The sequence below is a fragment of the Wolbachia endosymbiont of Spodoptera picta genome (assembly GCF_018141665.1).
Classification (GTDB): Bacteria; Pseudomonadota; Alphaproteobacteria; order Rickettsiales; family Anaplasmataceae; genus Wolbachia.
On record NZ_CP067976.1, the window covers coordinates 125,520 to 150,303 of the forward strand.

The 24,784-nt window shown below is 33.6% G+C and carries 25 protein-coding genes; 12 read left to right on the forward strand and 13 right to left on the reverse strand.

The features are described 5' to 3' along the window. Positions 1-113: 113 nt before the first annotated feature. The 5 genes from ubiA to JKF54_RS00555 form a co-directional block, all read right to left on the reverse strand. On the reverse strand, positions 114-1,001 hold the full coding sequence (gene ubiA / locus JKF54_RS00535) for a 4-hydroxybenzoate octaprenyltransferase (RefSeq protein ID WP_211908164.1): 888 nt from the start codon (positions 999-1,001) through the stop codon (positions 114-116). 3 nt (positions 1,002-1,004) lie between these two features. After that, entirely contained in the window at positions 1,005-1,355 is a 351-nt protein-coding gene (locus JKF54_RS00540) for a ribosome-binding factor A (protein ID WP_006015187.1), read from the reverse strand. 9 nt (positions 1,356-1,364) lie between these two features. Further along, a complete protein-coding gene (gene infB / locus JKF54_RS00545) occupies positions 1,365-3,686 on the reverse strand; it encodes a translation initiation factor IF-2 (protein WP_211908166.1) in 2,322 nt (773 codons plus the stop codon). A gap of 7 nt (positions 3,687-3,693) precedes the next feature. After that, positions 3,694-5,247: a transcription termination factor NusA gene (gene nusA / locus JKF54_RS00550; RefSeq protein WP_211908168.1), complete on the reverse strand. Its 1,554-nt coding sequence runs from the start codon at positions 5,245-5,247 to the stop codon at positions 3,694-3,696. A gap of 87 nt (positions 5,248-5,334) precedes the next feature. Then, positions 5,335-8,409 (reverse strand): efflux RND transporter permease subunit, encoded by a 3,075-nt coding sequence (locus tag JKF54_RS00555; protein ID WP_211908171.1) that lies wholly within the window; start codon positions 8,407-8,409, stop codon positions 5,335-5,337. Between the two features lie 161 nt (positions 8,410-8,570). Here JKF54_RS00555 and JKF54_RS00560 point away from each other — a divergent pair, with 161 nt between their 5' ends. After that, positions 8,571-9,221, forward strand: a complete 651-nt coding sequence (locus JKF54_RS00560; protein ID WP_211908173.1) for a hypothetical protein — start codon at positions 8,571-8,573, stop codon at positions 9,219-9,221. Between the two features lie 3 nt (positions 9,222-9,224). On the opposite strand, the gene JKF54_RS00565 is transcribed toward JKF54_RS00560, so the two are convergent. Further along, positions 9,225-9,962, reverse strand: a complete 738-nt coding sequence (locus JKF54_RS00565; RefSeq protein WP_211908175.1) for a type I glutamate--ammonia ligase — start codon at positions 9,960-9,962, stop codon at positions 9,225-9,227. Positions 9,963-10,289: 327 nt separating this feature from the next. On the opposite strand from JKF54_RS00565, the gene dnaA reads away from it, so the two are divergent. Continuing rightward, on the forward strand, positions 10,290-11,672 hold the full coding sequence (gene dnaA / locus JKF54_RS00570) for a chromosomal replication initiator protein DnaA (RefSeq protein WP_211908177.1): 1,383 nt from the start codon (positions 10,290-10,292) through the stop codon (positions 11,670-11,672). 157 nt (positions 11,673-11,829) lie between these two features. Next, the gene (gene secF, locus JKF54_RS00575) at positions 11,830-12,705 is read left to right on the forward strand and encodes a protein translocase subunit SecF (RefSeq protein ID WP_211908179.1); all 876 of its coding nucleotides are present in this window, start codon (positions 11,830-11,832) and stop codon (positions 12,703-12,705) included. Between the two features lie 5 nt (positions 12,706-12,710). On the opposite strand, the gene JKF54_RS00580 is transcribed toward secF, so the two are convergent. Then, positions 12,711-13,235 carry a TIGR02281 family clan AA aspartic protease gene (locus JKF54_RS00580; RefSeq protein ID WP_010401102.1) on the reverse strand — a complete coding sequence of 175 codons (525 nt, stop codon included), beginning with the start codon at positions 13,233-13,235 and terminating at the stop codon, positions 12,711-12,713. 113 nt (positions 13,236-13,348) lie between these two features. Here JKF54_RS00580 and yidC point away from each other — a divergent pair, with 113 nt between their 5' ends. Genes yidC through nusB form a run of 3 tightly spaced genes read left to right on the forward strand, consistent with a single transcriptional unit; the run spans position 13,349 to position 15,946 of the window. Further along, positions 13,349-15,058, forward strand: a complete 1,710-nt coding sequence (gene yidC, locus JKF54_RS00585; RefSeq protein ID WP_211908181.1) for a membrane protein insertase YidC — start codon at positions 13,349-13,351, stop codon at positions 15,056-15,058. Continuing rightward, a complete protein-coding gene (locus JKF54_RS00590) occupies positions 15,036-15,464 on the forward strand; it encodes a 6,7-dimethyl-8-ribityllumazine synthase (RefSeq protein ID WP_211908182.1) in 429 nt (142 codons plus the stop codon). Before yidC ends, JKF54_RS00590 begins: the two co-directional genes overlap by 23 nt. Further along, positions 15,464-15,946 carry a transcription antitermination factor NusB gene (gene nusB / locus JKF54_RS00595; protein ID WP_211908184.1) on the forward strand — a complete coding sequence of 161 codons (483 nt, stop codon included), beginning with the start codon at positions 15,464-15,466 and terminating at the stop codon, positions 15,944-15,946. Before JKF54_RS00590 ends, nusB begins: the two co-directional genes overlap by 1 nt. 373 nt (positions 15,947-16,319) lie before the next feature. Here the strand turns inward: nusB and JKF54_RS06185 are convergent, their stop codons facing one another. Then, the gene (locus JKF54_RS06185; protein WP_246433190.1) at positions 16,320-16,712 is read right to left on the reverse strand and encodes a hypothetical protein; all 393 of its coding nucleotides are present in this window, start codon (positions 16,710-16,712) and stop codon (positions 16,320-16,322) included. Positions 16,713-16,722: 10 nt separating this feature from the next. Between JKF54_RS06185 and JKF54_RS06190 the strand changes: the two genes are divergently transcribed. Further along, positions 16,723-16,959: a hypothetical protein gene (locus JKF54_RS06190; RefSeq protein ID WP_246433191.1), complete on the forward strand. Its 237-nt coding sequence runs from the start codon at positions 16,723-16,725 to the stop codon at positions 16,957-16,959. Positions 16,960-17,061: 102 nt separating this feature from the next. Here the strand turns inward: JKF54_RS06190 and dut are convergent, their stop codons facing one another. Beyond that, a complete protein-coding gene (gene dut / locus JKF54_RS00605) occupies positions 17,062-17,523 on the reverse strand; it encodes a dUTP diphosphatase (protein WP_211908186.1) in 462 nt (153 codons plus the stop codon). Between the two features lie 696 nt (positions 17,524-18,219). Between dut and JKF54_RS00610 the strand changes: the two genes are divergently transcribed. From JKF54_RS00610 to JKF54_RS00630, 5 genes are all read left to right on the forward strand, one after another. Beyond that, positions 18,220-18,513 (forward strand): hypothetical protein, encoded by a 294-nt coding sequence (locus JKF54_RS00610; RefSeq protein ID WP_063631247.1) that lies wholly within the window; start codon positions 18,220-18,222, stop codon positions 18,511-18,513. A 102-nt stretch (positions 18,514-18,615) separates the two neighbouring features. Continuing rightward, entirely contained in the window at positions 18,616-19,146 is a 531-nt protein-coding gene (locus JKF54_RS00615) for a head-tail connector protein (protein WP_211908188.1), read from the forward strand. A 306-nt stretch (positions 19,147-19,452) separates the two neighbouring features. Further along, the gene (locus JKF54_RS00620) at positions 19,453-19,854 is read left to right on the forward strand and encodes a DUF3168 domain-containing protein (protein ID WP_211908687.1); all 402 of its coding nucleotides are present in this window, start codon (positions 19,453-19,455) and stop codon (positions 19,852-19,854) included. After that, positions 19,829-20,218 (forward strand): phage tail tube protein, encoded by a 390-nt coding sequence (locus tag JKF54_RS00625; protein ID WP_211908190.1) that lies wholly within the window; start codon positions 19,829-19,831, stop codon positions 20,216-20,218. The genes JKF54_RS00620 and JKF54_RS00625 overlap by 26 nt, the downstream gene beginning before the upstream one ends. Positions 20,219-20,276: 58 nt before the next feature. Continuing rightward, positions 20,277-21,011 (forward strand): hypothetical protein, encoded by a 735-nt coding sequence (locus JKF54_RS00630; RefSeq protein ID WP_211908192.1) that lies wholly within the window; start codon positions 20,277-20,279, stop codon positions 21,009-21,011. 52 nt (positions 21,012-21,063) lie between these two features. On the opposite strand, the gene JKF54_RS00635 is transcribed toward JKF54_RS00630, so the two are convergent. Genes JKF54_RS00635 through JKF54_RS06200 form a run of 4 tightly spaced genes read right to left on the reverse strand, consistent with a single transcriptional unit; the run spans position 21,064 to position 24,559 of the window. Beyond that, a complete protein-coding gene (locus JKF54_RS00635; RefSeq protein ID WP_007302804.1) occupies positions 21,064-21,438 on the reverse strand; it encodes a holo-[acyl-carrier-protein] synthase in 375 nt (124 codons plus the stop codon). Further along, positions 21,435-22,694, reverse strand: a complete 1,260-nt coding sequence (proS, locus tag JKF54_RS00640) for a proline--tRNA ligase (RefSeq protein ID WP_211908194.1) — start codon at positions 22,692-22,694, stop codon at positions 21,435-21,437. The genes JKF54_RS00635 and proS overlap by 4 nt, the downstream gene beginning before the upstream one ends. A gap of 55 nt (positions 22,695-22,749) precedes the next feature. Beyond that, positions 22,750-24,243 (reverse strand): hypothetical protein, encoded by a 1,494-nt coding sequence (locus JKF54_RS06195; RefSeq protein ID WP_246433192.1) that lies wholly within the window; start codon positions 24,241-24,243, stop codon positions 22,750-22,752. Next, positions 24,134-24,559 carry a hypothetical protein gene (locus JKF54_RS06200; protein WP_246433193.1) on the reverse strand — a complete coding sequence of 142 codons (426 nt, stop codon included), beginning with the start codon at positions 24,557-24,559 and terminating at the stop codon, positions 24,134-24,136. Before JKF54_RS06200 ends, JKF54_RS06195 begins: the two co-directional genes overlap by 110 nt. Positions 24,560-24,784 lie beyond the last annotated feature (225 nt).

Genomic DNA, 24,784 nt, shown 5'->3' on the forward strand with positions numbered 1-24,784 from the left:
AAGATAGAAAAGACAGCCATAGAAATAAATGGTGTCATCCCAATATGATGCTTTCTCTGTCATCCCAGTACTTGACACTGGAATGACACCATTTTTGCTTCGATATTTACACATTAGCCATGCATCTGAACGGATACAAAAGTAGAATTTACAATTCTATCTAAAAGGATACCGAAAAAGAGCAGGAGTCCTATCTGGAAATTATTTTTAAATATGGACATGCATTGATTAGAATCGTCTGGATTGAAATTTTTGTGTTGGTGGTGAAATATGAATCCTATGGCAAGTAAAGCAATATAAAAGATGTTATTTAATGATGATAGTATACCAGCGTACAACCATGCCATTAAGGATATTAAATAAAATCTTTTCAACCAAGATTTTGTTGTATTGCCAAAATATAATGCAGTAGATTTCATTCCTAATTTCTCATCATCTTTTTTATCTTGATGAGCGTATATAGTATCATAACTAAGCGTCCAAAAGACGCATCCTATATAAAATAGCAAGGATTCTATGCTAATCTGGTCTGTTATTGCTGCTGAACCCATGAGTGATCCCATGTTGAAAGTAAACCCTAAAAATAATTGTGGCCACCAAACGTAACGCTTTAGCAAGGGATAGATAACTATCATGCACATTGAAATTATTCCAAGTATAAGAGTAGTTTTATTGGTTAATAATAAGATTACCAGGGCAATAGACAGTAACAGTGAAAGTAAAGCCAAAGCCTGCTTTATGTTTAATGCACCACTTGCAAGTGGTCTGTATTTTGTTCGTTCAACGTGTGCATCTATTTCTCTATCGAAGATATCATTGATTATGCATCCTGCGGGTCTCATTAAAAATGCACCTATAGTAAACAAAACAAGGAGAAAAAGAGCTTGATACGATAGAAAAGTTGAGGCTAAAAGAATGCCGCTTAAGCTAGAAAATAGCACAAGCCATAAACCTGTTAAACTGTGTATTCTCATTAATGAGAAATAATGGTTGAAATACATTAATTAAGTGTGATTATGTAATATTTTGCTTACATTGACAAAATTATCGAATGCTAAATCAGGCTTAAAAACTAACTCAGGTATAAATCGCAAATCAACATAACATAATATAGATTTACGTATTGACCATGCAGATTGGTTCATTTCATTAACAACAGTGCTGATATCATCATTATCATTTTGGATGTTTAATGAAGATAACACAATATATACATCTGCTTTCTTCAAATCTTTGCTTAGCTTTACATCAGATACTACTACTTTTTCATTAAGAACATTACCTTCCATTAAGACTTTTGATATTGCCCTATGTAATACCGATGCTACTTTTAGGTTTCTAATTTCCTTTTTCATATTCAACTACTATAACGTCCTTTCTTCTTGCACTAATTGATAAGCTTCCAAAATATCTCCAACTTTAATATCGATATTACCCTCTAGCGATATTCCGCATTCAAAGTTTACACCTACTTCTTTAACGTCATCTTTAAATCTACGTAGTGCTTTTAACTTTCCTTCATGCACCAATTTGCTGCCACGTACTACCTTAATTAAAGAATCTTTTTTTATAACTCCATCAGTGACATAACATCCGATTATATTACCGGCTTTGGATGCATTAAATATTTGCCTTACAGATGCAGAACCAACACGAACCTCTCGTGTAACAGGCTTTAACATTTTAGTTAGATACATCCTCATGTCTTCAATAAGCTCATATATTATATTGTAAGTATGTATTTCTATACCTTTTTGTTTTGCTAATTCTCTTATTTTTGAATCCACTTTTACATTAAAAGCTAAAATTACTGCGCTTGATGCTTCTGCAAGCAGCACATCTGAATCTGTTACTCCTCCTACTGCTTTGTGTAGAATATTTAATTTCACTTGGTCTTTACCAAGCTTATCAATTGAGCTTGATATTGCTTCAATAGAACCAGTGACATCGCACTTTAAAACTACAGATAGTTCTTCTGTTTCACTATCATTACGACTGAATATATCTAAATTATTGTCGTCTAAATCTTCTTTCTTTTTCTTGATTAATTCTAACCTGTATTCAACAATTTCACGAGCCTGCCTTTCAGAGTTTACAACAACAAATTTATCTCCAGCATTTGGTACACCATTTAAACCAGTAACTTCAACTGGAGTAGAAGGTAGTGCCGCTTTTTCTCTTTGACCAAGGTGATTAATCATACTGCGTACTTTGCTGTATGTTGTACCAACTATCAATATGTCACCAATCTTTAATGTTCCTTCTTCAACTATTAATGTAGCTGATATTCCTTTAGCTTTATCTATTTTCGACTCTATCACCCATCCAAGTGCTCGACAATCCTCTATTCCTTCTAGCGTCATTAATTCAGCAATTAATAAAATTGCCTCTTCTAGTTTATCTAAGTTGATTTTGTTTTTTGCTGATACTGGCACAATTATAACATCACCACCAAGTTCTTCGGGGATGAGGTCATACTGAGGCAAACTATTAATTATTCTTTCTACATCGCCAGGTTGTGATTTATCAATTTTATTAATGGTAACTATAATAGAGACATTTGCTGCTTTTGCATGATTTATTGCTTCAACTGTTTGTTTCATGATTCCATCATCAGCTGCAACTACTATCACAACTATATTAGTAATATTGGCACCACGTGCACGCATTGCAGTAAACGCCTCATGCCCTGGTGTATCAATGAAAGTAATTTTTTGCTTATTTTTTGTCGTTAATTGATAAGCACCTATATGTTGAGTGATTCCACCTGACTCTCTTTCTGCAACATTAGATTCACGAAATGCATCGAGCAATGATGTTTTACCATGATCCACATGTCCCATAAAAGTAACGATAGGTGGTTTTGGTCTTTTAGGTAAGTTTTCTCTGTTGCTTATGAAGAGTAAATTCTTTTCTTTATCAGCATCACTTACTCGTTTAGCAGTATGACTAAATTTTTTTGCTATTTCGCATGCTATATCTGGATCTACTAGATCATCTACTCTATAGCTCTCCCCAACTTCTTCTTTGAGCATTTTTAGCACACTCTTGCTCTCTTCTGCCATACGAATAGATAACTCTCTGATAGTTATTTTGTCTGGTATAATAACTTCTCTTGATATATTTTTACCCTTAGTAAACTTTGATTGTTTACTTCTTATACCAAATTTTTGCTTAAATACAGGGAGGTGTTCATTTCTTTCATCTATTGCCTGTGTAATTACTAGCTTAGAATGCTTAGAGTATATATCTTTGCTAGCTTTAAAAGACTTTTTATCATTGTTCTCATATTCAATACTATCTTCTTTTTGTTCAACTGAGTTAGTATTACTTAAAACTTCCTTATTTATTTCTTTAGGTACAGAGTGTGATTCATTTTTATCTTCAGCTTCTTGATTGCTTTCTTCTTTTTTTATTTTCTCTTCTTGTTCTCTCTGATTCCTTTCTTTCAGCAAAGTAGCATTCTGTACAGCATTAATGCGGGAAATTTGTTCTTTTTCAGTTAAAGAGCCTAATTTACTCTCGTCAAATAAACTATATTCTTCTGCAGAATGAATTTTTCTTCTTTTTTTTACTATTGTAGTACCAGTACTTTGACTATCTAAAGAGTTTAAATTAATGTCTAATTTAAGCTTGCTTAAGCCTTGTAGGGTTAATTTTTTATTACTGATATCTTCATTATTCATATTGTTTTTATATTAATCCAAGCTTTTTACGTGCTTCTATGATTATTAAATCTGCTGTATCTTTTAGATTTTCTTTATTATTAGTTGAGGAAGAGATTATGCTACAAAACTCATAATTTGATAAATCTGCTATGTCCTCTAAAGTTTTAATATTATGTTTACTAAGAGCAATTTTATTATCTATTGATAAGGCTAAGTTGATTACATCGTCTTCCATACCTAAATTTTTTAGCTCTTCTATTTTTCTATCATTCTCTGCTTTCAGGTAATTATTTGCTCTATTATGAAGTTCATTTGCAATATCTTCATTGAAGCCCTCTATTGAAGCAAGTTCCTTAATTGAAGTGTTAGATATATCTTCTACACTGGAAAAACCTTCTGTTACCAATAATTGGCCCATAATCTCTTCTAAGTTTAAAGCTTCAGCAAATAAAACTGAACATTGACTAAATTCTTTATTTCTTCTTTCTGATTCTTGCTGAGTGCTTAATATCTCAATTTTCCATCCAACAAGCTCTGAAGCTAATCTTACATTCTGACCCTTTTTTCCTATAGCTAAACTCAATTGATCTTCAGCAACTATTAACTCTATACAATTTTCATTTTCGTCAATAATGACCTTTGATACTTCTGCAGGAGTAATGGCTTTAATAACAAATTGACCCAAATCTGATGAGTAATGTATGACGTCGATTTTTTCACCGTTTAATTCGTGTATAATAGTTTTTATTCTATCTCCTTTAACTCCAACGCAAGCACCTACTGGATCGATATTCTTATCAGATGAAAAAACAGCAACTTTAGATCTTGAACCAGCGTCTCTAGCTATACCTTTAATTGTTATCAATCCGTCAGCAACTTCTGGTACTTCTTGATTCAACAATGCCTCTAAAAAGCCTTCATGAGTCCTAGAAAGAATGATTTGACGTCCATCGTCAGAGCGCTTAACAGCTTGTATGTAAGCTTTAACCTTATCGCCTTCACGAAATGACTCACCACCAATTAAGTTTCGTAAAGGGAGGTATGCTCCAATTCCGTTTATGTCTATAATAAGATCTGAATATTCTACTTGTTTAACGATGCCATACCTCATTTCTCCTACCTTATCTTTAAATTCCTCATATTGCTTTTTTAACTCTTCATTTTTGATTATTTCAGAAATCTTTTGCTGGGCAATTCTTGCTGAAACAAGATCAGTGTTAAGAGAAATCAACTCACTAATAGTATCTCCAACTTTTGCATCTTCTTTTATTAACTTAGCTTGTGTCAACTTAATTAAGTCACACTCATTTTCATTTGATTCATCATTAATGACTTTTAGTTGTCTATATGAGGTAACTTTGCCTGTGTTTCTATCTATATTAACTACAATTTTACTTTTGCTACCATACTTTTGTTGAGCTACTGCTTCGATAGCACTTTTAAGTGCATTTATTATAATATTAAAATCCAAACCTTTTTGAAGTGAGAGCTCTCCCGCTGTTTTTATTACATCAAGGCTTCCAACTATGTTATTCTTGTTGCTTTTCTGCTTAACACTGCTTTTACGATTAGCAATCATATAAATAAATCCAATTTAATTAGTTATAATTATAGCTTCAACAGGTAAAGAACGCTATCTTAAATGTTAAATGATTGCTAATTTAAGTCAAGTTTTTTCATGTCTTTGTATGATAAGCAATGCCGGAGTAAAGAATAAAGTTAAGACCGTTGCAGCCAATATTCCACTTGCTATGGTTGCTGAAATATCAACCCACCACTGGCTTGATGGAGCATCATATGTGATTTGTAGCGTAAAAAAACTGATATTTAACCTAGTAATCATCGGTATTAAACCAAGAACTGTAGTTGCAACGGTAAGTAGTATTGGCCTGATGCGAGAAATTGAAGCGTTTATTATACATTGCTTAATGTTATTTTTGCGCACCTTAATTTGCTGATGAAAGGCATCAAGCAATAGTATATTATTATTCACTATAATTCCTGCTAAAGCAATTATCCCCACTCCACACATGACAACTACAAAAACTTTCTGAATAAGAAAGAAAATGAAAAATACACATGTTGTTGATAAAAACACTGCTGTCATTACGATAAATGTATAGTATATGTTGTTAAACTGTGCCACTAGCACCAATATCATCAATGTAATTGCTAATATAAAAGCCTTTAATAAAAATGCTCCTGATTTTTGTTGATCTTCCTTGTCACCTTTGAAATCAATCTTTACTCCTTTACTACAGTCTTGAGTAATCGAATTTTGAATGAACTTAACTCTTTCATCAACAAGATAGCCAGTATCAACGTCAGCAGAGATTGTTACTGTGCGTGACCCATCAATCCTACTTAGTTTGTTTGCCTTTTTTTCGGGAACGTATTTCACTATGCTACTCATAGAATATGGTCCATTTGCTGTATTGATAAAAAGGTTATCTATAGTTTTCATGTTGCGATTCTTTCTGGGAAAGCGTAGTACAATATCAATTTCTTCATCTGCGTTATTTGGTCTATATTTTCCAATTAATACTCCATTTGTAACCATCTTTATAAAATCACCGATGGTTGCAACACTTACTCCAGAGCTTGTAGCCTTACTCTTATCAATACTCATATTCCACTCTATTTCAGGTGCTGATCTACTATCTTGAATATTTATAAATCCAGATGAAGGTTGGTCCATAATTTTTAGGATTTTCTCTGCTACTGAATTCAAGTTGGATGCACTTCCGCTTAAGTTAATTTGTATTGGCTTGTCAGCTGATGGTCCTGACTTTTGTTCCTGTACATCAATTATTACTCCTTTTATGTTTTGTACACTACTCCTTATATCATTTAGTATTTGCTTAGCTTTGCGCCTGCAGCGCCAATCTACAAGTTCCAATTGAATTTTGGCAATAACGTTGTCTAAAAATTTTCCTGATCGAGCATAAAAAACATAAATTTCTTTTTTAACACCCAAAATACGTTCTTCTACTTTCTTAAGTATCAAATCTCGTTCTTTGGCTGATAAGCTTTCTTTTACTTTAACGCTGATTAAAATGTTATCTGAATCTACATTCGGAAAGAACTTTAATCCAGGACCAAAAGTAAAATATAATATACTAGACAAAAATAAAACAAATACAACAACACATACAAATTTTTTGGGGTGATCTAAGACTTTCTCTAACATACGTACATAAGTTCTTATTATAAGCCCAGTATTTTTTACCTCACCACTTTCTATAGCACTCATTCTTATTATTTCTTTTTTTGAAGTTATTGAAGGTTCACCAAATATTGCACCAAGTGTTGGTATAAAAACCAAAGCCATAATTAGCGATCCAGTTAAAGTTAGAATTATTGTAATTGGTATGTACTGCATAAATTTACCGACTGTATCGGGCCAGAGTAACAGAGGGAAAAACACTGCTAATTTAGTTAATGTTGATGATAAAACTGGATAGAACATATCATGAACTGAGGTGCAAAAGGCTTCTACTTTATCCATCCCACAAATCATCTTTCTATCAGCATATTCGCTGATTACAATTGCATCATCAACCAGCATCCCAACTGCCATAATTAGACTGAAGAGCACAACTATATTTAGAGTAATACCCATTAGGTAAAGAGCCATTATTCCTATGAGAAAGGAGCCAGGTATTGATAGTGCAACAAGAATAGCAGCCCTTTTTCCCATAAAGAGCATTATTATGGTTAGTATTAGTAATACGGCAAATATTATACCATTTTCCAAGTCTTCAAGCACATCACGTACATTTTTTGACTGGTCATTCAAATAAACTACTTTTAAATTTTCAGGTAATTGATCTTTTGCTTTGTCCATTAAGTATTTTACTTGATTTACCGTGTCTATTATGTTTTTTCCATTACGTTTTGAAATTTCTAGTACAATGCTAGGTAGTCCATTAATACGAGCAAATCCTTGGTGATCTTCAAACCCAAAGTATACTTTTGCTATATCTTTGATTCTCAAAACTGCATCACTTTGAGATCTAATAGGAATATTCATAATATCTTCTATGTCTTTTAATAACCCTGATATTTTAATCGAATATTTACCGGTATCGTTTTCTAGTGATCCAGCTCCTACCAATCTGTTGTTGTTTGATATAGCTTGAAATATCTCATTTGATTGAATGTTATATTTTGTTAGAACTGTGGGCTCAATTATAACTTCCACTGTTTCTTTACGCATACCTGCCACTTCAACTTTAAGAACATTTGGCAGAGATTCTATTTCTTTCTTTAGTTTGAGTGCTATTTCAGTTAAAGCTCTTTCCGGCAAATTACCAATCAAGCCAACGTTTAGTATCGGAAATAAGCTCAAGTTTATTTCGTTGATTATCGGAGATTCTGCTTCAATAGGTAATTTTGATTTTATGTTTAAAAGCTTTGAACGGACGTTATCAAGTACTTCTTTGTTATCATATTCTGTACCAAACTTAATTATCATGTGAGCACCGTCATTAGTTGCAAGTGCCTTTAGCTCTCTCACGCCCTCAATGAACCTTAGTTCATTTTCTATTGGAATAGCTAATAACTTTTCACTATCCTCGACAGAAATACCAGGAAACCCAACAAATACGCTAATTATAGGAATCTGTATATCAGGATTGCTTTCTCTTGGCATCTTTATATAAGTGTATGAGCCGAAGGTAAAAATCACGATAAGCAATAATATTACTGTTCTATTCCTCTCTACAAGTAAGCTTTTCATGCCAAACATTATACGTATTTATATCATATTATAGCTAAGATAAATTATATATTAATTAATCCTTATATGTCTTTATGTAAATGATTAAAATTTTTACAGTTTTGCAAGCGTAAGAAAATTTCTATATAATATGACTTTAGTATGGTATTTGAGGGATTATTATGGTAGCAGTTTTAAGTGTGACAGAAGGCAAGAATAAAATGATCGTATCTGGGTTGGTTGGTGTTTCATCAACTTTAGTATTTTTGACAGTGATTCACATTGCTGCAAAGATAGCCATTATAGTTACTGCTGCTGCAGTTACTTACGCATTACTTTCATTGCTTAATAAAGCAAGACCTAAGTCTGTTAAAACTGATGATATGTCAGAAGATGAAGGGTATAGCAGTGTTGATGAAGGTGAAGAAAAAGATACCGTAAAAGAACCAAAAAGAACTGAAACTGAGCTAGAAGAAGAATTAAAAAATAAAAGAGCAGAAGAAGAAATGAAAAATGGACTACCTAAACATATGGATTTCAAAGGTAATTCACTTTCTAAAAGTGCTGATACTACAGATAGTCATTTCGTTTCTAGTGCTACAAATATTGTTATGGAACCTTTACCTAAACACATGGATGCACTTGGTAATCCACTTCCTGAGCAGCCACCGAGCAACCTTACCAATATAGGGCTTGGATCATCTAAAAGTACGCAGAAACTATCTGCTGCAGACTTGCTATTACAGTATGGGAATGTAAATAATGATGTGAGGAAAGTGCTAGAATGGCCAATTACCTCAAAGGAGTTTAATGGGTTAGGGTTTAACAGGTAGTTGCTATATCAAACTCTCCATCTTATATTGAGGATCAGATGCAATGCCATACACTCTATTTGGCGGAGCAATTTTGTTCTCTATACCAAAAACTATACCTTCAATTATTGCTGTGAGTACTTTTTCAAGGTTACAATCTGCTCCAGGAACACGGTGCTCTAGGCGGCATCTTTTGGAATCGTTGCCAAAATAGGGAATTCTTATCGCAGCAGTTCTGTTATTCACTCCCCAACTAATCGTAGTTGGAGTATGAATATCTGGGTACTGAAATCTTAAATATGAATCATCATTTGGAGCAAAAAATAGCATATGTTTTTTCATCATTGCACATAATCCACCTATGCTGTGAATCAGGTGGTCACTATATTTTTGCTTATTGCCATAAAATAAGTTATGATTATTTGAATCCATGAGGCTAACATGTACATTTAGTGCGCTGCCTGCTCTATCCAAATAAGGTTTTGCTTTAAAAGAAACATTACCCCCAAGTTTTTGTCCTACTTCAGTAAGTAATTGTTTTGCCAACTCAAAATGCATAATTAAATTATCAGAGCTCGTATAACAGTCACTTTTTATCTCATATTGGTTTAAAGAACTCTCTTTCTCACAAAAAAATCCAAGAGAAGCTATTTTATTTTTGATGCTATTCAGAAATAAATATTCTTTTTTTATTCCCTCAGTGTAAAACTCCAGTTCAATACCGAATACAGTATTATGACTCAAATTACTTAATATAATCACAAATTTACTTCAATAAATTTATACTAAATCAGCTATATTTATACAAGTACTTTACTTATTTATCAGTAAATTTAATATCTTATTTATACATAATATATTACTATTTTTTTAATAACATACTTCTAATCCTCGGTACAAGCGACATTTACAAATTGATTGTTTTTATTTCAAAAAAATGATCAATTTTAGTGCTTTTATACTCTTTACAACTCGTCAAAAAATCCTCATAATTTTAGGTATGTATTAAGTAGTGTTAGCTTTTTATCTTACAGTAAGCTATTGATTATCTTGCATCTTTCTGATTATTGTTCTTTCTTGGTGTGGTATATGAACTTAACTAACCCTAAGGTTTCTACTATGTTTTTTGATCAGATTATTACAGTAACGGACCACAATGTTACTTGGGAAAAAATCCAAAATTATCTCCATAATCTCTATGGAGAAGCAACATATAACAGCTGGCTGAGTTCACTAAGATTTATCAGCAACAGAAATGGAGAAGTTTTGTTGTCTGTGCCAACAAGATTTATAAAGGAGTGGATTACAGTTCACTACATGGAAAAAATATTATCATTATGGCAAAGCGAAGATCAAAGTGTATGTTCTATTGATATTCAATTAATTGAAGAAAGAAATTCAAATTCTAATACGATACTAAAAAATAGAGAGGAAAATAATCATAATCTTGGTTCACCACTAGATACCAGATTCACTTTTGATAATTTTGTGGTAGGAAAGTCAAATGAGTTAGCATTTACAGCGGCAAAGCGTGTAGCGGAATCTATAGATCCAATATCAGGAAGCAACCCTTTATTTCTATATGGTGGAGTGGGACTTGGTAAAACACATTTAATGCATGCTGTAGCTTGGTACATAGTCAATTCTCCGTCAGCAAAAAGAAAAGTGGTATATTTATCAGCAGAGAAATTTATGTATCAATATATTACGGCGCTGCGGAGCAAAGATATTATGTTATTTAAAGAGCAATTTAGATCAGTAGATGTATTGATGGTAGATGATGTGCAATTTATCAGTGGTAAAGATAGTACACAAGAAGAATTTTTTCACACTTTCAATGCATTGATAGACCAAAATAAACAATTGGTTATATCAGCTGATAGGTCTCCTAGTGATCTTGATGGAGTAGAAGAAAGAATAAAATCGCGACTTGGTTGGGGATTAGTTGCAGATATTAATGAAACAACTTTTGAATTAAGACTTGGTATATTGCAGGCGAAAGTGGAACGAATGAATATGTATGTTCCAAAGGATGTCCTAGAATTTTTGGCAAGGAATATAAAATCCAATATAAGAGAACTAGAAGGAGCATTAAATAAGGTTGCTCATACCTCTTTAATTGGAAGAAGCATGACAGTAGAATCAGCTAGTGAGACCCTAATTGATCTTCTTAGGTCAAATCATAGGTCAATTACAATAGAAGAAATACAGAGAAAAATAGCTGAATTTTTCAATATAAAGGTTGCAGATATGCAATCTAATAGAAGGCTTCGCAGTCTTGCGAGGCCGAGACAAATAGCTATGTATTTCGCAAAGAAGTTTACGCAAAAAAGTTTACCAGATATTGGAAGAAATTTTGGTGGTAGAGATCATGCTACTGTTATACACGCAGTCAAACAAGTGGAAAATTTCATAAGAACTGACCCAAAATTTGCTGATGAAATCAATCGATTAAAAAAGATGTTTAAGTAGCACTTTATTAATGACAACCAGGCTGTTTTCATTTTTTTGATCAAATATCTTGTTCAAGTAGATTAAGTAAATCAAAGATCATTATTAGTATAAGCTAAGAGAAAATAGCTAGTCGATTGCTTAAAAAGTATATAAAATCACAATTTAAGTAGGAACTATGGCAATTAGACTTATTCCAGATAATCTTGATATAAGATTTAGTAAATATAGAAATTTGACAGCACTTGTTAGCGTTATTCTTATCATTTTTTCAATGCTTACTTTTATGCTGCGTGGAATGAATTTGGGTATAGACTTTACAGGTGGAATTTTGATAGAGATAAAATCTTCAAGCAAGGATGATGCTATTCTCGGTATATTAAAAGAGAGTGGATTTACGATACAGAGTTCAAAAGCTGGTGATAACTTAGTTGTGCGGTTTAAAGATGAGGGAGATGAAGATAAAATTAAAAAGGTTAAAAGTATATTAGAGAGCAAATTAGGTAATTTAGTAACTTATCGCAAAATAGATTATGTTGGTCCACAAATAGGCTCAACGCAGATATTTGAAGGGATATCAGCTATGTTAATTGCAATTATTGGAATATTTTTTTATGTTTGGCTTAGATTTAACTGGCAGTGTGGACTTGGTGGAATAATGGCACTGATCCATGATGTGATTTTAACTCTTGGCTTTATCAGTTTAACGAGTATTGAGTTTAATATTTCATCAGTTGCAGCTCTCCTTACCGTAATTGGCTACTCAATCAATAACTCAGTGGTTATATATGATCGGATTCGAGAGTATCAAAAAAGTGGAAAAAATGCAAAAATAGGTGAAGTAGTTGATGCCAGCATTAATTCGACGCTATTTCGCACTATGTTAACTTCAGGTACTACTCTTCTTGCCGCTCTTCCTTTAGTGCTGATTTGTACAGGTGTGGTCAGAGACTTCTGCTTAATCATTTCTTTTGGCATTGCAATCGGCACCTGTTCCGCAATATTTATCTCTGCTCCTATATTGACCTGCAGAGCGTTGATAAGTAGAGTATAGAACGTTTAACTACGATATAATATTAGCTTGTTATCCCTAATAGTGAAATGAAAATATCTCAAAAAGCTCATACCAAGTAATGAATGGGACATAGAGTGAGTATTAACACTAGCGTGCACATCATTAATTAAAAAATTTCCTATTTTAACTTGAGGTATTTGAACCACTCCAGCTTTTATTTGACCTTTTGCAGTTTCATATATTTTAAAGTCTTGAATGTTTTGTAAGTTAATACCAGCATGTAACGCATCTTTTTGCGATAGAACAATATCAGTTGCTCCGGTATCAAGCAAAAACGTTATATTACGATCATTGACTTGAGCTTGAATATAAAAGTGTCCATCGTATGACTTTGTAAATTCAATACTTCCGCCATTTTGAACCCTTCCTTTGTACGGTAGAAAAGTGCTCAGAAACCTATTGCTTAGTTTATCCCCTTGTGAATCAATAAACATTGCAGTAATGACTATTATCAGTAGCCAAATAACTAGATTTTTTGCTGCATTCATATTATTAAAATTTGAAGCCATAAGAGTAAATTTTTAAGATTAGCGTTAAAAGCTATTATTAAAAATAAGTAAATTTTATTGTTTTAGTACAATATTTAATATATACTTTAAGGAGGTATGTTCGATTTAATTTCATGTCAGAAGCAAAAAATTTAATTTTAGCAACAATTCTTTCTATATTAATTATAGTATTATGGCATATTATTTATGATAATTTTCTTAACACGAGCCAAAGCCAACCATCGATTGAAAATATTGAACATATCGAATCTTCTAACGACCTTGCTCCTATGATATACCAAAATCGTTCTGAAATTATTAATTCTACTAGAGAACAGAGAGTTAATTTAACCAATAACATGCTTGAAGGATCAATTTCTCTGAAAGGTGCAAGGTTTGATGACTTAATCCTAACTAACTACCACTTAGAACCGAGTTCTTCTTCTCCACAAGTGGTGTTACTGTCACCTGCAGAATCAAAAGATGTATATTTCGCAGAATTTGGGTGGCTCGATCCGAATGAAAAGATTAAAGTTCCAGATTCTAAAACAGTATGGCAAGCAGATAAACTCAATCAAAAAGAGGTCAATTTATTTTGGGATAATGAAAATGGCATTTTATTTAGAATGAAAATTAGCCTTGACGATAACTACATGTTTAAAGTTGAGCAAATTATTGAAAACAATACAAAAGATAATGTAGTTTTGGTTCCCTATGGTAAAATCAATCGTAAACGTGATAATATTAACGAATCCTATTGGATATCACATGAAGGAGTACTAGGTGCATTTAACAATAAGCTAGAGGAGTGGACATATAAGGATATTTCTAAGAAGCGTTTAATAAAGGCAAGCACGAGTGGAAAAAATTGGTTTGGTTTTGCTGATAAATACTGGCTTACAGCCATCATACCTGAGAAATCAGATAAAATAAATGTGAGCATTAAACACACGAATGTTAATAACATTGATAAGTTTCAAGCAGATTTTGTTAGACCTTACACACACATACTCCCTGGTACAAGTGCTTCTACTCTGAACTACTTTTTTGCTGGGGCAAAGAAATTGAATTTACTTGATTCTTATAAAGACACTCTCAATATACCTTTGTTTGATAAGGCTGTAGATTTTGGTGTTCTTTATTTTATAACCAAGCCGGTGTTTTTACTGCTTGAATATTTTAACTTTGTTTTGAAAAATTTTGGCTTAGCAATATTATTGCTAACTTTAGTAATCAAACTTTTGATGCTTCCCTTATCTAATAGATCATATATTTCGATGTTCAAGGTGAAAAGCCTGCAGCCTGAATTAACTCGTATAAAAGAGTTGTACAAAAATGACAGCTTAAAGCAGCACAAAGAGACAATTGCGTTGTTCAAGAGAAACAATGTAAATCCAATGTCGAGCATTTTCCCTATGCTCATACAAATACCAGTATTTTTTGCTCTGTATAAAGTATTATTTGTTACTATAGAGATGAGACACGCCCCTTTTTATTTATGGATTAAGGATCTTTCAGCTTCTGATCCAACAAACATTTTTACATTATTTGGGTTGTTTAATTATAACTTTCCTATTTCTATAGGCATTTTACCTATAATTTTCGGCGCTACCATGATAATTCAGCAGAAGCTAAGTGAGAAAGATCAAACCAGTAAAGATGATATTCAAGTAAATGTTATGAAGTTTTTACCTTACATTTCTGTCTTTATTTTTTCTTCTTTTCCTGCCGGCCTGGTAATATATTGGATATTTAGTAATGTTATAACTCTGGTTCAACAATCATTAATAAAGTTGCTTTTAACAAGAAAAGTGGGGATAAATGTCGAAAATACTAATAGTTAATTCAATTTACCACACTGAAATAGCGAACCTTTTGCTTGAAGGTGCAGTTGATAGATTAAAAGAAAGTCATGCAAGCTATGACATAATTGAAGTTCCTGGTGCATTTGAGATACCAGCTACAATTCTCTTTGCAGTAAAAAGCAAGAATGCTAATTATGACGGTTATTTAGCTCTTGGGTGCGTGATTCGCGGTGAAACTGATCATTATAAATACGTTTGTAAAGGAGTAATCGAAGGCTTAAATGAAGTTATTATGCATTATGCAATACCCCTTGGTATGGGCGTAATTACCGCTGGCAGCAAAGATAAAGCACTAATTAGAGCTGACAAAAATAAAAAGAACGTTGGTGGCCATGCAGCCTCAACTGTTTTGCATATGATAGATCTACACAATAAATTAAAATAATGGAGGAAAAACCAGTAGATAAAAAGTGGCGCATAAAAAGAAGTACGGCAAGATTTCTTGCTGTACAAATTGCTTATTCAAATATTTTTGTAAGTTACAACAAAAGCACTTTTAAATTGGAAAATTGTGAGCTTAAGGACTACATAAGGACGTTGAAAGATATATTTGAATGTGAAGAATTTGAACATCAGTTCTTAGAAAACTTGTTATGTAAAGTTATAAAAAGCAGTGAAGAATATGATAAAATAATAGAGTCTTATTTACACCCAAGCTGGTCACTTTCACGATTAAATCTTATAAGCTTATCTATTTTGCGTATTGCAGTATGTGAGTTAATTGATTTTGATACACCAGCACCAATTGTTATTAATGAATATACTAACATTGCATCTGATTTACTTGATGCTCCAAACAAAATTGGCTTTATTAATGGGTTGTTAGATAAGGTAAAGGATGCAGTCAGACTAAATAAAAATCCTTAGTAACTTCTCGTAAGGTATTCGTTCAGTAGGGTGGCAAAATAAGATAGAAAAGACAGCTATAGAAATAAATGGTGTTATCCAATATGATGGCAGTGCTCTTTTTTCTGTCATCCCAGTGCTTGACACTGGGATCGAGATTGCAAGTAATGCATTCGGTTTGGTAAGTATGGATTTTGCGTTATAGAATGAAACACTTTTGGTAAATTTATCAAGAAAACTGGATCCCAGTGTCAAGCACTGGGATGATACCACTTTTGCTTCGATATTTACACATTAGTCATACATCTGAACGGATACTTTGAGACAGCTTCTATAATAAGCTTAAATAACTAACACTAAAAAATGAAGGGCAGGCTTATTTAGTCTACCCCTTTTATACTTGTCTGGATAATGATCTTTCTTTCTCTTGTTGCTCAATTTCTGGTGATCTAATAATTGAGCTTGGCACAAGTTTAATGATGAGTTCTTTAGGACCATTTTCTTCAACGCCTAAACCTAACGTTTCTAACTTTTTTCTATATTCATCTATTAATTCATACTCACCTTGATCATTTTTTCTTCCTAATGAATTTATCTTTAATAATCCATCATTGTTATCCATTTCCTTACTTGTAGCAGTAATGTAGTAACTGTTACTTTCTAAGCTAAAATATATAAGATACTCATCGGAGATAACACTGCCATCTTGATTCTTATTTTGGTTGTGTTTTTTGATATACTCAAAATCTTCATTTTTTACTTTCACAAATAGATCTTTTTTATTCATTATAATAACAATGTTCAGAGTTTTAGGCTCAGATATTTTATTGTTTTTGATGATGGAATATATTGCTAAACTAACCAATGCAACGGCAACAGTTGCAAGTAGACTCATTCCAAGTGGTGTAGCTGCAAAAACTGCAAGTGGCGCTAAAATCGAAGTTGAAGACACCCAATATGGAGCTGAAAGTGTTGTTACTGCACCTATGACGCATAGAGAAGTAAGTGCTGCAAGTGCAATGTTTGTTTTGTGACGGTGTTTTTTTTAAATTGACATAATTTCCTCTTAAAATAAGTTAATAATATATTAATATTATATATCAAAAAATCAATACAGTCAACTTACATATAATGAACTACCTACCGCTTGAGCCAAAGCCCCCTTCATTGCGGACGGTTTCTTCTGTGCAGAATTCTTCTCTGTCATCCCAAATTACCTGAGATACAGGAGTGATGAGGATTTGTGCGATTCTCTCTCCTCTTTTTATTTCATATGGCTGATTACTTAGATTGATTAGGCAAACTTTAACTTCACCTCGATAATCGGAGTCTATAGTGCCCGGAGAATTTAAGACAGTGATTCCATGTTTTGCAGCAAGCCCAGAACGTGGGCGAACTTGTCCTTCAAAACCGTTTGGTATTGCAATCACAATGCCAGTTGGAATAAGTAACCTTTCAAGTGGATTTAAAATAATAGAGTCGTCCAATGCAGCATAAAGATCCATACCAGCACTCTGCATAGTTGCATAACAGGGAAGAGGCAGGCTTTCGCCATGTGATAACTTTTTTATTTCTACTTTAATTTTATCTCTTTGCATTTTTATTCACTAGTTATGAAAATTTGATTGTAGCATGTAAATTGTACCTGTAAAAGGTAAGAAAACTACTTGACAAATCTTTCAGCTTCCTTACTATAAAATTGAAAGTGTTTTATTACCTTCAATCTGTTCAGATTAAACGACAAAAGTATTATACAGTTGGCGTCTTATAAATCTTTCCGCTATGTGCACTTTATGTCTTCACAATAATTTCTACCTAATATAAGCTGAAACGGGCTTATAAAACGTTTAAAACAGTACGTTTGTATAGAGGGTGTCATTTTCCAGCGCGTGACGCTGGTTCCTGGATCTCAGTGTCTGGGCACTGGGATGAGAAAAAAGGGGCTACTTGAATGACACCTTATGTTCCAGCACGTGACACATAATTGTACGAACATTCATTTTTGAAGACAGCAAATGGTCAGTGCCCAGACACTGGCATCCAGAAATTTTATTAGGTTGGTAAGCACAAAAGTAGTTGCTTTATGCTAAAACACAACGGTTGAAAGACTCGATTCCAGCGTCACGCGCTGGAATGACATCAAAGGGGCTACTTGAATGACATACTTGAATTTACGCTATAAAGTGAACCGGTTTGGTGTGCTGCTGTTGTTTGCAGTATTGTAGTGCTAATTTTTTACTTCGGTAGTCTTTTTATTGTCATTATAATTATAAGAATAGTTGAGGCCAATTAATATGAAAACTTTTACGAAAAATTTTAAAGGTAAGGAAAGAAAGCTAGAAGAGTTCAATGAGAAAGTTGAAGACATATCAGCTGTAGCTCAAGATAAGTTTGCACATGAACTTGAAAATATCGCATATGAAAGTGTGCAGAAATTTCGCAGTCTACTTGCTAAAGAAATAAACTCCACTTTCAATAACATTCATTCTCAGAATGTCAATCTACTAAAATCTGGCTTAGTAAACTTGATCAATAAAAAAGGAGAAACAGCGTTAATACGTTCTCTTCTCAATATACTTGTACGATAGAGTTGCTGTTGCAATTTAATATTAAGTGATAACTAAAATAAGTAAGATTTTTTATGGATAAGTCTTACTTATTTTAGCTATATATAGAAAAGGAGGGTTGTTATGTCAACAAGACTAAAGTATCCAATCATAAATATACAACGTAAGTCTAAGCCTAAATCTTTTCCAGTAACTTTAGGAGAGGTTAAATTTTTTTTACGAATTGAAAATGATCAAGATGATAAGTTGATTTCAAGTTTTATTTTTATGGCAACTGATTATGCTCAGTGGCATATGGAAAAGTCTCTAGTAAAGCAAACGTGGCAAGTTTCATATGAAGGTTATATACCTCGTAGAATCTATTTAAGCTATGGTCCTGTGAATAAAATAATATTGGCTACTGATAAGAATAGAAAACTTAGTTATTATTTTAGTGATATAGGAAGCTATATTGAATTTTTCAATTATTTGAGCATAATAAGAGCTGATGTTGTATATGAAGCTGGTTATGATAGTGTTCCTGAGCAAATAAAGCTAGGTATTATACAGCATGTTTCTGCTCTCTATAAAAATCGTGAATCAGAAGTAAGTAGCCATTTATCTGAAGTGAAGAAGGTGTATTCTCCATTTCGCGAACCAAAGGTTGTTTTGTAGTTCCTGTTTGTCATTCAATAGCAGATACAACAGATGGTGTCATCCGAGTATCCCCTTCGATGTCATCCCAGTGTCAAGCACTGGGATCCAGTTTTTTCATGATCATCAAAACGTTGTATTTTAAAATAAAACGGCTACTTTTATGCTTACCAACTTAATAAAATTCCTGGATCCCAGTGCTTGACACTGGGATGACAAGAAAGAGCTACTGGAATGACATCATTATAAAGTGAACCAGTGTCTGGGCATGTGATGACACCATCTGTTGTACCTACAAATTGCAATGTTCTTAGCCGTATCTGTGAGATGGAAAAAATTCAAATTATAAATGAGTTGTATAATAGTATTTATGCAGAATTAAAAGCAAACTCTGATTTAAAGAAATATGTTACTAACATCTATGATTACCTGCCTGAGCAGGTTACTATTCCTTATCTGAGATTGCGCATAGTAAATTATGTTAACCTGCATATGCTATCTAATTTTGCTACAAAAGTAAGATTTTCATGCGACATATATACTTATCATATAAGCAGCATGCTTGCTGCTATAGAGCATATTAGCTTGGTGGTAAAGAGCATTAGTAGTGAGACCATTTTGGAAAGTAATTGTGCTATAAATCAGCATGATGAAGTTTTACATTCAACAATTAATTTTGATATTTTAATACAAGGAGGTAGCGATGAGCAAATTACAGCTGAAAATTAAAGGTCATGACAATAATTTTGTTGTGCTGAATAATATACGAAACTTAAGGTTTACTTTGCGTAATAACAAAGAGGAGATGAAAGAGATTTCCTCTTTTGGCTGGAGAAAAGTGCTTGATTGTGCTGGAAGTAGAAAGATTACAATAAAAATTAATGGCATTTTAAATTCAGTATTGGCTGATGAATTATTGCGTAATTCTGCAATGTTAAACTCTAATAATGATTATGAGATTAGTTTTAATGCTAAGGAGAAGATAAAACTCAGGTGTTCGGTTGAATTGTATGAGAGATATTATGATCCTGCCACTTTTGACAGCTTCACTGTAGTTTTAGCCAGTGCTGAAGTTGTGAACACTTTTCATTAGTGTTAATTTAATTTTTTCATATACAATAATAATAAGTGGGAATAAACTAAAAAAAATTATGAACGATGAGGATCTTTTCGAAGAAGGCGATGATAATGTTGAAGAGAATAGCGATGACAGAAGAGAAAGGAGTTTGAAGAATGAAAATCAGCTCGAAGAGCAATTTAAAGAGTATTTAAAACCTTTCGAGGATATTTTAAGTCAAATTGATGAAGGAGTTGATAATTTAGATAGTTACGAAAGGACTATGCAAGTAAAGCGAAGTATAGATAGGCTCATAGAAACCTTATATAGCCAAGCAGCATCTGAGGATATTGATGTAGAACTTGAAACCACAAAACACACTCGCGATAAATCAGAGTCCAAGAAAAGAGTTCTGGAAAAGAGAAAGAAACAACTGATGGAAGAGATCTTAAGTTTTCAACAACAAAAGGAGCTAATGAATAGTAGGGAAAAACATGAAGTAGCAAGTGATGAAGATGTTCAGAAGGCAAAAGCACGAGTGAAGTCTTCAATTAGGGGGGTGTTGTTTTCAGTTATTGCTCATAGAATGGATCCAAGAAGGAGGGCAGGGGAAACTGCTGATGACAATGAAAAGCAAGCTCGTATGTACGGTAGAGAAGCAGTTGGTGGAGTTTTAGGTGGACTGTGCAAGGCGTTTTTAACTACAGTTACTGCCGTTGTACGCGAAATTGCTAAACCACTTCAACATATGAATACACAAGAGACGTCTTTTGCAAAACAAGTTGAAGAAAGCAGAAACCAGGATTCACAGAAAGGTCGATCTGTGTAGGTCAAAGTATAATTTCAAAAAAATTTTTGAAATCGTATGTACTAAACAATATCTACTCAACGCAAATTACAACAAACGCAGTAGCATAATCTTGATCATCACTTAGAGAAAGGTGTATCTTGTAGTCTTTCGAGATGAAATCCTTTGTGATAGCAAGATGTGGTTTTCCCCTGATATTACTGTATATTTCTATATCTTTCATTATAATTCCCTGGCTGAATCCAGTGCCTAGCGCTTTAACAAAAGCTTCCTTTGCAGCAAAGCGTTTAGCAAAATATTTTGCTCTTACTTCTTGGCTATTATATTTTTTGCTTATCTCTATCTCCTTCTTAGTATAGACTTTATTGAGAAATTTTTCCCCGTATTTTTGTGATATTCTCAATATTCTGGGTATATATACTATGTCAGTGCCAATACCGTATATCATTTTGTGCTAAAGCGATTTATTGCTTCTTCAACTTGTATTTCCTCTACCTCGCCAGTTGCCCTATTTTTTACTTCAACTATATTTGAAGTTACTGCTTTCTTTCCAATAATTATTTGCCACGGCAAGCCTATCAGATCCATTCTGGCAAATTTCACTCCTACACTTTCGTCCGTATCATCATAAAGCACTTCATCGCTTTTCAAAGCTTTGTATATTTTATCTGCAGCCTCCATTACTTTCGTTTGTAAATTGATCAAACCAACTTTAAAAGGAGCTACTGCCTCTGGCCAGATAATTCCTTTATCATCATGGAAAGCTTCTATTATTGCGCCAACAAGCCTTGAAACTCCAATACCATATGAACCCATATGCATATTAACATTTTTTCCATCTTGAGAAGTAACACTTGCCTTCATAGGCTTTGAATATTTGTCGCCAAAATAAAAAATATGCCCTATTTCAATACCTTTACTAACATTTAACTGTTCTTGCGGTATAGGACAAATTTTAGGATCATGCATATCGTCTGCAACTGCATATATGCTCTTCAGACTTTCAATATCTTCACTCTCTAGTAGTTCAGAAAATTTATTGTCATAATATAAAGTGCTTTCACCAGTGTTTGCCAATATATGAAACTCGTGGCTCAAATTTCCTCCAATTGGCCCCGTATCAGCTCGAACTCCAATTGGAGTAAGTCCCATGCGTTTGAAGATTTTTATGTAAGTTGTATACATCAAATTATATGAATTCAGTGCACCTTCGTAATCTACATCAAAACTGTATGCATCCTTCATCAGAAATTCCCTGCCTCTCATAACGCCATAACGAGGTCTTACTTCGTCACGAAACTTCCACTGAATTTGATATAAACAAAGTGGTAAATCTTTGTAACTTTTTACCGTATTTCTAATCAAATCAGTTACCACCTCCTCATGTGTTGGACCAAAAAGCATATTGCTCCCATGCCTATCCTTAATGCGCAGCATTTCTTTGCCGTAATCATCGTAACGTCCTGACTCTCGCCAAAGACTTGCTGGCTGCACACAAGGCATCAACACTTCAATCGCACCAATTTCATCTCTGATAATATTTTCAATATTTTTAAGTACCAAAAGACCAAGCGGCAGCCAAGAATAAATGCCGGATGCTGTCTGCTTGATTAAGCCTGCACGTAATAAATATTGATGAGAAATAATCTCAGCACCAGCAGGGGTTTCTTTTAAAGTTGGCAGGTAATATTGAGATAAGCGCATTTGATAAATCTGATTGTACTAAGTAATCTTAATACAATCAGACCTGTAGGTAAACTTATTTTAAGAAGGGTGCACTACTGCTCTTACCTCGATCTATGACACTTTGAACTTGAAATGGTTTTGCTTTTCCACCATAATTTTGATCAACCAAAGAAAATGGTTTTTGCACCTCACTATTCACTGAGTCAACATTATTTGCTTGTGCTGCAGGAGAAGCTTCATATTTCGTTTTTGAATTAACAGGCTTAGGCGATATCGATGGCTTCTCTGCCTTTAGTGTAGAACGTGGTGGAGTTGTGGATTTAGGTTTTACATTATCATCAGATTCATGACCACTGTCAGGACTCTCGCTTCTTTTGTTACTGTCTGATTGCGGGGTTGGAGACTCATCTTCCCACTCACTATCGGGTGTACGATTTTGATCATCATCTTCGTCATCACTTTTGCTATCTGAGGATTTAGTTCCTTCTCCTAGAAGAGGAGAATTCATCATTGTGTCCCATGCATTCTTCATAAGATCTCCACCTCCGTTATTACTTGGCTTTTTAGCAGCTTCAGGCTGATCGACAACTTTTGTCAACTTAACACCCTGCTTTATCTGTGCAAGCATAGCATTTTTAGCATCCGATTGATTAGCGTTATTACTAACTTCAGCACCAGGCTTATCAGAACCATTGGTCTTTTTCAATGAATTAATTCCATCTGGAGCTGAAGGAGGAGATGGTGGTGAAACAGCACCTTGTGGCAATGGAGGAGGTGGCGGAGGTAGTAGTGGTACAATGGGTATTCCAGACATTACTGGAAATGATGGTGTAGGAGTATTGCTATGTTCAAGTTCTTTTGCTTTCTGTAAACTACTATCTTGTGATTGATTTTGACATACTTCGTTGTTTTGCTGTTGTACGTTGTCCTCTTCATCAATTGCTTTCCTTCGTTCTTTTAACACTTTGAACAACTCAGAGGGTATGGATTTATTAGTAGTATTATTCTTTAGAGTAAGTGGTGTCGGTGCACTGGGTGTTCCAAGCGTTACTGGAAGTGATAATGAAAACCTCCACTTTCTTGTTGCTTGCCACCTCCTGGATGTATAAGTATTGCTGTGTTCAAGTCCCTTTGCTTTCTGTAAATCTTGTGATTGTTTTCTACCAGGATCAACTCCTTTCTCGCTGTTTATTGCAGAAAGGTGTGAATTGATAAGATATGCAGCTAAGCTCAACATAACCGATGCAGAAACAAAAGCAATAACTGTGAAAAGTACTGGATCACTTAGTGTTACTGAAATCGAAAGATATGTATATATAACAGCTGTAACACTAGATATACATAGCAACAAAGTAGCAATTGAATATTTTAAGGCAGCTGTCTTACTTATTCCAACTAAAGTATTAATCAAAATGGGAGTATCGATTTTTTGTTCTGTTGCAAGTTGAATAGAATTCTCAAATAGCCCCTTTTTCTGATTGAGTACTATTGTTAGTTCCTGAATTACTGGAAGGTTTGTTACTATTACAATTATCTTGTTGAGAACTAAAAACTCTAGGAAATACATTCTTGGGAGTTGAGCTTCTATTTTTCTCACTCTGTCTAATATTGCTTCCTTTATCTGCAGTTTCGCCATTCGCATTATGTTCTTTTTGTTTTTTCCGGAATAGTTTACTATTTGTAGGATTTACAGTTGGTTGTTGAACAGGACTCTTAGATTGATCTCTTCTTGGCTTATTGCCACTGCTGCTTTTTTCTGCAATAACACTAGGAGATTTTCCATCTTTATCGTTATGCTTACAAGTGTTTTTCCAACCCGGAGGTGGGGAAGGTGGTGGTGGCGGTGCAGGTATTTTATTATTAGATAAATCATTAGTAAGCATTTCTCTTCCTTATTACTAATAATAACTAAATTATTAGTACTTGTCAATAATTTTTGAGTAAGTTAACATTAAGATAATAAAATAAAAAGGAAAGAGAGAGGAGCAGTCTTCTAAGAAAAAATAGAAGCTGTTTTAAACCTCAAGGACCTTCCTTCATCACTTTGTTACTACAGCACATCATCGATGTTTTGGTATAGAGTAATCAGAATCATAAAAATAGCTTAG